Origin of the sequence: uncultured Thiodictyon sp. (genome assembly GCF_903828115.1) — a bacterium.
Classification (GTDB): domain Bacteria; phylum Pseudomonadota; class Gammaproteobacteria; order Chromatiales; family Chromatiaceae; genus Thiodictyon.
Window position 1 is genome coordinate 1 of sequence record NZ_CAIKKU010000304.1, and the last position, 7,866, is coordinate 7,866.

A 7,866-nucleotide genomic window follows, 5' to 3' on the forward strand; every position below is an offset into this window, starting at 1 on the left:
CTGGAACGAGCGCGCACGCCGTTTGATCATGCACCATGATCGCCTGCTGTGCGTGTCCGAAGCCTGGGTCTGGCTCACTGAGGCGCGGATCCTTCTACGACGCATGACGACAACGACTTAATTTTGTCTATACCCTCTTAGGGACGGCACCGCTCTCGGTGGCTCGGGACGATGAGGAGTGTGCCAGATTTTCGGTTGGTTTGCTGTGCCGCGTTTCGCGGTCTGCGGGCGTTGGAGGACGACTGCGACGGCGTCGGTGGCCCGATCGCCGAGTTGGTGCGACGGCCCTTCGCAGGGCAGGCGGTCGAAGTAGTCACTGGTCTTGGTGAGCCCTCGGTGGGCGACGCCGAGGTTTCCCGTCCAGACCCCCGACGTCACGGGCATCCGGGTCGGCGAAGACAGTCCGACCGCGTCGCGCGAGCGTGAGACCATGTTCCAGCAGACCCTCTTCGCCCTGGGAGCACTCCAGCGATACTCACGATGCGGCTTCGGTGCCTGGGGCCGCGAGGTCAGCGACCAGGGTCATTTTCTGATGCAGAGCGTGGACGAGGTGGAGCGACGGGTAAACGATCGGCAGGAACCGACCCTGAACCAGCCCGACCGGGTGAAGGGGCGCTGCAACCTGAGCCCCTATCCCGCGTGGCGTTAAAATATTGTTTCCCCTCCCCTTGTGGAAGACGGCGGGACCGGGGGTCTGAACGGTCATGTCTGGCGCCGGGCGCCCGATGATGATCGGGCCTTGCACCCACCGTATCGATGCCGTATCCTGACCACATGGTCATTCTTTGGATTTTATCATGCGCAGCGTACAAGTCGTAGAAGCAAAAGCTAAATTTTCTGCCCTTCTGGCGGCGGTCGAAGCCGGCGAAACGGTCGCGATCATGCGCCGTGGCCGGGTCGTCGCGCAGCTTGTCCCGGATTCCCCGCGCATGGCCGCCGACCCATTCAGGCCCCTCTGGGCCGAGCAAGACGACATCGACCTGGCCCTGCCGGCGGATCTGGCGGCCGAACCCGTCGCGCCGATCTAGAATGCGCTACCTGATCGACACCAACACCTTCATCGCCGCCATGAAAGGCGTCGCAGGTGTGCGCGACAAACTTGAGCACACCCCGCTGAGCGACCTGGTGCTTTCTCCCGTGGTGCTTGGCGAGCTCGAACTCGGTATCGAAAAGAGTGCGCACCGCGAAAAGAATGCCGCCCGTTTGGCCGGCGTCGTGGCAAGGATCGAGTTGCTGCCGCTCGATGCCACGGTTAGCCGGCATTACGCCACCATCCGCGCCGACTTGGAGCGCAAGGGCACTCCGATCGGCGCCAACGATTACTGGATCGCTGCGCAGGGTCTCGCCTTTGGCGCAGTGGTCGTTACAGACAATGAAGCCGGATTCACCCGCGTCCCGGGTCTGGCGGTCGAGAACTGGCTCCGCGCCGTGCCTTGAGTCGGAATGATCAGGACAACGGCTCCCGAAAACGCAGCAGCAAGAGCGCCGAAGGGGCGTGACATACCAGCGCAGCGCAACGCCCCGGGTGACGCTCGCCGGGTGCGTAGTCAGGCCATCTTGGCCTGGCACTGTCAGGGCTGGAAGCCCTGACTACGCACGCCGCTGGCCGGGATTAGGATCAAGGCCGACGCGGCCAGTGGTTCTCAGCCCTGAAAGGGCGTGACATCAGCCCGCATCGACAGCGCCGGATGTTGCGACGCTCCCCACCTGCGCTAACGTTCGTGTGCATCGGAGAAACAACCATGACCACCGAATCCCTAAGAGAAACCTTAAGACGCGAACTGCCCGACTGGTTACGCCAAGACCCCGAGCTTCGCGCATATATTCTTGACCTCACGCGGAACGAGTACGCTAACCGCGAGGAGACCCAAGACCGGTTCTATGAACTGCTGACCGAGTTGCGCCGCGACCGCGAGGAACAGAGGCTAAATTGGCAGGAACAGAACCGTAAGTGGGAGGAGCAGAACCGTCACTTGGAGGAACAGAACGGTAGGTTGGAGGAACAGAACCGTAAGTGGGAGGCACAGAACGGTCGGTGGGAGGAACAGAGCGGTATGTGGAAGGAACAGAACAGTAGGTGGGAGGAACAGAGCGGTATGTGGAAGGAACAGAACAGTAGGTGGGAGGAACAGAACCGTAAGTGGGAGGAGCAGAACCGTAAGTGGGATAAAAACCAGGCAGAGATGAGCAAAGAGTTCAAGCAACTCTACGACGCACTCATAGCCCAGGCCGCCAAGCAGGAACGCGGCATTGGCGCCCTCGGTTCCCGCTGGGGCCTGCAATCGGAGAAGGCCTTCCGCGACGCCTTGGCGGGGATTCTGGAGCAAAGTTTCGGCGTCGAGGTGATCAATGTCAATGAATACGATGACGAGGGCGTCGTGTTCGGCCGCCCCGATCAGGTCGAACTCGATGTGATCATCAAGAACGGCCTCCTGATCATCTGTGAACTGAAATCGTCCATCGACAAGGCCGGGATGTACAGCTTCGAGCGCAAGGCGCGCTTCTACGAGCAACGCCACCAACGTCAGGCGAGTCGACTGATCGTCATTTCACCGATGATCGACGCCCGCGCCCGCCCGGTCGCCGAACGCCTGGGGATCGAGACCTATGGGGACTCAATCGACGTCGAAACGCTCTGAGGTGCAGTTGCCCGGGTCCTGCGCGGTCCCTTCGCGTTGGTCGCAACCGCTCCCGACCTGGTTCGCTCTGCTTGTGATCTGGGGCCTGGGCGCCTTGGCCTGGTGGCCGGCCCTGGATGGTCCCTGGCTCTACGATGACGGCCAGTTGCAGGGTCCGATCGCCACCATGCACGCCCAGGGCCTGTCTGCCCTGGCGGGCAACGGCTGGCGCGAGCAATTGATCATGGCCGGCAATGTTCCCGGCCGACCGCTCGCCATGGCGAGCTTCGCCTTGAACGCGCTCGCCGGGACTGACCCGTTCGGCTTCAAAGCGGTGAATCTGGCCCTGCATCTGGCGACCGGGACCCTGGTCTTCCTGTTGATCCGGGTGCTGGCGGGCGCCGCGGCGGGCGAGCGCCGCTCCGACGCCTTTGCGCTGGTCGTGGCGCTGGTGTGGGTATTGCACCCCCTCCAGGTCAGCACGGTGGCCTATGTGGTTCAGCGCATGACCATTCTGAGTGCGCTGTTCAGCGTCGCGGCACTCGGGCTCTACGCCCGGGTGCGGGTCCGCGAATTGGCGGGCGGGCCCCCGGCAAGACTGCTGGAACTGGTCTGGCCCTTGCTGGTGCTGCCGCCCCTGGCCTTTCTCTGCAAGGAAAATGGGGCGCTGCTGCCCTTGCTGCTGCTGACCATGGAATTGGTCCTGTTCCGTCTGGCCGGCACGGCGCGCACGAAGCACCGGCTGGCGGCCTATTTCGGGTTGGCGGGTATCGCCTTGGTGGTCCTGGCCGCCGCGCTGTTTCCGCCGGACCGGCTGCTGGCCGCCTATGCGGGACGCGACTTCACGCCTCGCGCGGGGCACGCGCCGATTATGCGCAGTGGCTGACGGAGCAGGGGCGACTGGCGGAGGCCCGACGCCTGTTGGCGGACGCCTACGGGCTGGGTCCGCGGCTGCATGAGGGGTATCTGGATTGCCTGGAGACGCGGCGTCTGGAGCCCGCACGCATCCGTGACGCCATGGCCCAGTCGGACGTCTTTCCGGACAGCTATGAGGCGAGCGCGGTCATGGTCATCGGCAAGCTGGCGGTGGACGGTACCTGCGCCATCCCTCGCGAGGACTTCTTGCGGCTCTTGGGCCAGGTCGCCGCCGATCGGCGCTTCGGCGGGGATCGCCGGGCGGCCTTTCTCCAGTATCAGGCTCACCTCTACCAGGGGGCCGGGGAAGCGGCGCAGGCACTGGCGGCACTGGAGTCCGGGTTTGCACTGGCCCCCGGGAATCCGGTGCCGCTCCTCACGGCCGCCCAGTGGTGCCTGGATGCGGGCGATCCGACGGCGGCCCGCGCCTATTACGCCCGGGCACGCGCCGTCAAGTTGGCACCGTCCAGCAATCTGGATGCCCTCTTTGCAGAGGTCGCCGGGCGGCTGCAAGCAGTCCCGCGGCGCCCCCCGGATTGAGTGCCGAGCGGGCGGCGCGGCCCTTGGCCTGGAACCGATGTTTCGAGCGGTTGCCGAGCGACTGGCGGCAGGACAGCAGACGGCAGAGACACTCTGGGCTTGCACGTTCCAAACGTCATGGGTGAGAATGGATAGACACGTATCTACACAGGGGCCGAGATGAAACTACAGCTTGCAAAATGGGGTAACAGCCTGGCCGTGCGACTGCCGATCGAGTGGATTCGGACGGCGGGGCTGAAGGAAGGAGACGAATTGGAGGCGCAAGTGACCCCCATCGGGGAGATTCGGTTGAGCTGCGCGCGGGTCTTCGACAAGGGGGACTTCCTGCGACGGGTCAGAGCCCTGCGCGCCGGGATGCCGATGACCCAGGCAGTCGTCGCGGCCATGCGGCAGGAGGATCGCTACTGATGATTTATCTCGACACCAGCGCCGCCGTGCCGTTGTTCGTTCCAGAGCCGATCAGCGACGCGGTCGAGGGATGGTTCGCGGCCTGCACCGATGTCGTGGTAGCCGCTGACTGGATCTGCACCGAAGTAGCGAGCGCCTTGTCGATCAAGGTGCGTCGCGCGGAAATCTCAGCGGAACAGGCACAGGCCGCCTGGGACGAATTCGCGGCCTTCTGCGGTGCCGGCTTGCGGCTGGTGCCGGTGAGTCGCGGTGCCTTCGCGCAGGCCGCGCGCCTGGCACGGGCGGCAGGCAGCGGACTGCGAGCCGGTGATTCACTCCATTTGGCGGTGGCGATCGACATCGGGGCCAGCAGCCTCGCCACGGCCGACGGCAACCTGGAGGCGAACGCGCGACTCCAGGGTTTGACAACCGTCAGGTTCTAGACAAATGGACGCGGCGCGGGCCGGTCTCGCACCCGTCCAGCGACGCCGTGCCGCGCCTTATCCACCCGACAGGAGTTTACTTCACGGCATTGCCGCGGCGCCCCCCGGACTGAGTGCCCACCGGGCGGCGCGGCCACCGCAACGGCCCTGTCGCGTTTTTGTGCACAGGGTCAGGGGCTTGACAAATGCCCTCAGGGGCTTGGGGCCCGGGACCCGCACGGCGCCCGGCAGAAAAATGTACGTCATTGAAAATACTTCATAAATGCTAGTCGGTCAATTTCCGGCCAATCTGTTCCAGCGACAGTAAGGGCGCGCCCTTAGCAACCCTGCCCAAGGGTTGCACACAGACTTATCCACAGGACCTGTTGGCAGTTCGCGCAAAGTCTTACGGCACACCGTCTTACCGCGGGCTGCGGGGTCGCGGCGGGCAACGTGACCCCGTGCCGCCGGGTGCGATCAGAACTGATGTGTTGACACCGATCCCATGCCCTACAGCGACCGGACCTCCTCACGGGCCGGGCGTCGTTGTCGTTGTCGTTGTCGTAATCGAACAATCCGATCACGACAACGACAACGACCAGGACAGCGTACCCGAGATCTCGGTCACCACATCAGTGCTGACCGCACCCCGTGCCGCCGGACGGTCGGACTTGGACCGGCACTTGCGCTTATACTGGCGGGCTAACCAATCCTGGACCCCCGGGCAGCGCCGCGACCACCCACCTCCTGGCCCACCCCCCGCCCACCCCGTCGGAGCATCCCCCGTGATCGAAAACCTTCGCAATATCGCCATCATCGCCCATGTCGACCATGGCAAGACCACGCTGGTGGACAAGCTGCTCCAGCAGTCGGGCACCCTGGGGGAGCGCTTCGGACCGGTCGAGCGGGTCATGGACAGCAACGACCTGGAAAAGGAGCGGGGCATCACCATCACGTCCAAGAACACGGCCCTGCGCTGGAAGGACTACCGGATCAACATCGTCGATACCCCCGGGCACGCGGACTTCGGCGGCGAGGTAGAGCGGGTGCTGTCCATGGTGGACTCGGTGCTGCTCCTGGTGGACGCCCAGGAGGGGCCCATGCCCCAGACCCGCTTCGTCACCAGCAAGGCCTTCCAGCACGGGCTGTGCCCGATCGTGGTGATCAACAAGATCGACCGGCCGGGCGCCCGGCCGGACTGGGTGATCGACCAGGTCTTCGAGCTCTTCGACCGGCTCGGGGCCACCGACGAGCAACTCGACTTCCCCATCGTCTATGCCTCCGCCATCAATGGCTACGCCGGCCTGACCGACGACGTGCACGAGGGGGACATGACCCCGATCTTCGAGGCGATCATCCAACACTGCCCGCGGCCCCCGGTGGACCCGGACTCGCCCTTCCAGATGCAGATCTCCACGCTCGACTACTCCAGCTTCGTCGGCGCCATCGCGCTCGGGCGCATCCGCCACGGCAGTGTCAGGCCCAACCAGCAGGTGGTCGTGGTCAAGCCGGACGGGGTGCGCTACAAGGCCAAGATCGGCCTGGTCTACGGCTACCTGGGGCTGAACCGCTATGAGGTACCCTCGGCCGAGGCCGGCGACATCGTGGCCCTGACCGGCATCGAGTCCCCCAACGTCTCCGATACCCTGTGCGACCCGGACCATGTAGATGCCATGCCGCAGCTCACGGTGGACGAGCCGACGGTCACCATGACCTTCCAGGTCAACACCTCCCCCTTTGCCGGGCGCGAGGGCAAGTACCTGACCTCCCGCCAGCTCAAGGAGCGGCTGGAGCGTGAGCTGATCCACAACGTGGCCCTGCGGGTCGAGGAAGGCACGGACCCGGAGAAGTTCCGGGTCTCCGGGCGCGGCGAACTGCACCTGTCCATCCTGCTGGAGACCATGCGCCGCGAGGGCTATGAGCTGGCCGTGTCGCGTCCGGAGGTCATCTTTCGCGAACTCGACGGCATCATCTGCGAGCCCTATGAGCAACTCACGGTCGACGTGGACGATCAGTTCCAGGGCGCCATCATGCAGGCCCTGGGGGAGCGCAAGGGTGAGTTGAAGGACATGGTCCCGGACGGCCAGGGCCGGGTGCGCCTGGATTATGAGATCCCCTCGCGCGGCCTGATCGGCTTTCAGACCGAGTTCATGACGCTGTCCTCCGGCAGCGGGCTGAAATATCACAACTTCGACCACTACGGACCGGCCAACCAGGGCGGCATCGCGCCGCGGCGCAACGGCGCCCTGATCGCCAACGGCCAGGGCAAGGTGCTGGGCTATTCGCTCTTCAACCTGCAGGACCGCGGCCGCCTGCTGGTCTCCCCGGGGATGGAGGTCTACGAGGGCCAGGTCATCGGCATCCACTCGCGCGACAACGACCTGGTCGTCAATCCGCTCAAGGGCAAGCAGCTCACCAACATCCGCGCCTCCGGGACCGATGAGAACATCATCCTCACCCCGGCCATCCGCTTCACGCTCGAGCAGGCATTGGAGTTCATCGAGGACGATGAACTGGTCGAGATCACCCCCGGGGCCATCCGTATCCGCAAGCGCTTCCTCACTGAAATCGAGCGCAAGCGGCATGCGCGCGCGCCGCGGACCGAATGATCCGGGCCGCCTCGGCAACCTCGGCACCGCTGGGGAAGTCGAGGATCCAGTACCCGGTTTCAGCTGATACTTTTGCACCTGACATCCGGACGGGCCCCTGGTGTAGGGGCGGGTTTAAAACCCGCCCCTACACCCGGCTATCACGTCTGCGGGCTATATCTTGCGTACCGACCCCAACGGGGTCGAACATACCAGCCCAGGGCAACGCCCTGGGTATGGAGTATCGCAGAGTTCAGCCCTGAGAGGGTATAGACAAAATCTACCTGGCCGATATTCTTGCGCGAGTTTACAAGAACGAGGCGCGCAACGATGTCGAAAGGTGGTCGGCCAAAGAAGATCAACGAGGGACAGTATGAGGTGTTGCGCCAGATCGTC

The 7,866-nt window shown here is 64.5% G+C and carries 10 protein-coding genes and 1 pseudogene; all 11 read left to right on the forward strand.

Going from position 1 to position 7,866, the window contains the following annotated elements; all coding sequences use genetic code 11:
• Positions 1-121 (forward strand): annotated as a pseudogene (locus QZY48_RS11160) (IS5/IS1182 family transposase); the annotation flags it as partial.
• Positions 122-430: 309 nt separating this feature from the next.
• Positions 431-649: a hypothetical protein gene (locus QZY48_RS11165; protein WP_295430932.1), complete on the forward strand. Its 219-nt coding sequence runs from the start codon at positions 431-433 to the stop codon at positions 647-649.
• Positions 650-797: 148 nt separating this feature from the next.
• Entirely contained in the window at positions 798-1,028 is a 231-nt protein-coding gene (locus QZY48_RS11170) for a type II toxin-antitoxin system Phd/YefM family antitoxin (RefSeq protein WP_295430933.1), read from the forward strand.
• A gap of 1 nt (position 1,029) precedes the next feature.
• A complete protein-coding gene (locus tag QZY48_RS11175) occupies positions 1,030-1,437 on the forward strand; it encodes a PIN domain-containing protein (protein WP_295430934.1) in 408 nt (135 codons plus the stop codon).
• A gap of 492 nt (positions 1,438-1,929) precedes the next feature.
• Positions 1,930-2,187, forward strand: coding sequence for a hypothetical protein (locus QZY48_RS34765; RefSeq protein ID WP_366929669.1), 258 nt, complete (start codon positions 1,930-1,932; stop codon positions 2,185-2,187).
• The gene (locus QZY48_RS34770; RefSeq protein WP_366929670.1) at positions 2,097-2,639 is read left to right on the forward strand and encodes a DUF3782 domain-containing protein; all 543 of its coding nucleotides are present in this window, start codon (positions 2,097-2,099) and stop codon (positions 2,637-2,639) included. Before QZY48_RS34765 ends, QZY48_RS34770 begins: the two co-directional genes overlap by 91 nt.
• Positions 2,640-2,712: 73 nt before the next feature.
• The gene (locus tag QZY48_RS11185) at positions 2,713-3,504 is read left to right on the forward strand and encodes a hypothetical protein (protein WP_295430936.1); all 792 of its coding nucleotides are present in this window, start codon (positions 2,713-2,715) and stop codon (positions 3,502-3,504) included.
• 35 nt (positions 3,505-3,539) lie between these two features.
• A complete protein-coding gene (locus QZY48_RS11190) occupies positions 3,540-4,073 on the forward strand; it encodes a hypothetical protein (RefSeq protein WP_295430937.1) in 534 nt (177 codons plus the stop codon).
• A gap of 159 nt (positions 4,074-4,232) precedes the next feature.
• Positions 4,233-4,481 (forward strand): AbrB/MazE/SpoVT family DNA-binding domain-containing protein, encoded by a 249-nt coding sequence (locus QZY48_RS11195; RefSeq protein WP_295430938.1) that lies wholly within the window; start codon positions 4,233-4,235, stop codon positions 4,479-4,481.
• Entirely contained in the window at positions 4,481-4,903 is a 423-nt protein-coding gene (locus QZY48_RS11200) for a type II toxin-antitoxin system VapC family toxin (protein ID WP_295430939.1), read from the forward strand. The genes QZY48_RS11195 and QZY48_RS11200 overlap by 1 nt, the downstream gene beginning before the upstream one ends.
• A 764-nt stretch (positions 4,904-5,667) precedes the next feature.
• Positions 5,668-7,491, forward strand: a complete 1,824-nt coding sequence (gene typA / locus QZY48_RS11205; protein WP_295430940.1) for a translational GTPase TypA — start codon at positions 5,668-5,670, stop codon at positions 7,489-7,491.
• Positions 7,492-7,866 lie beyond the last annotated feature (375 nt).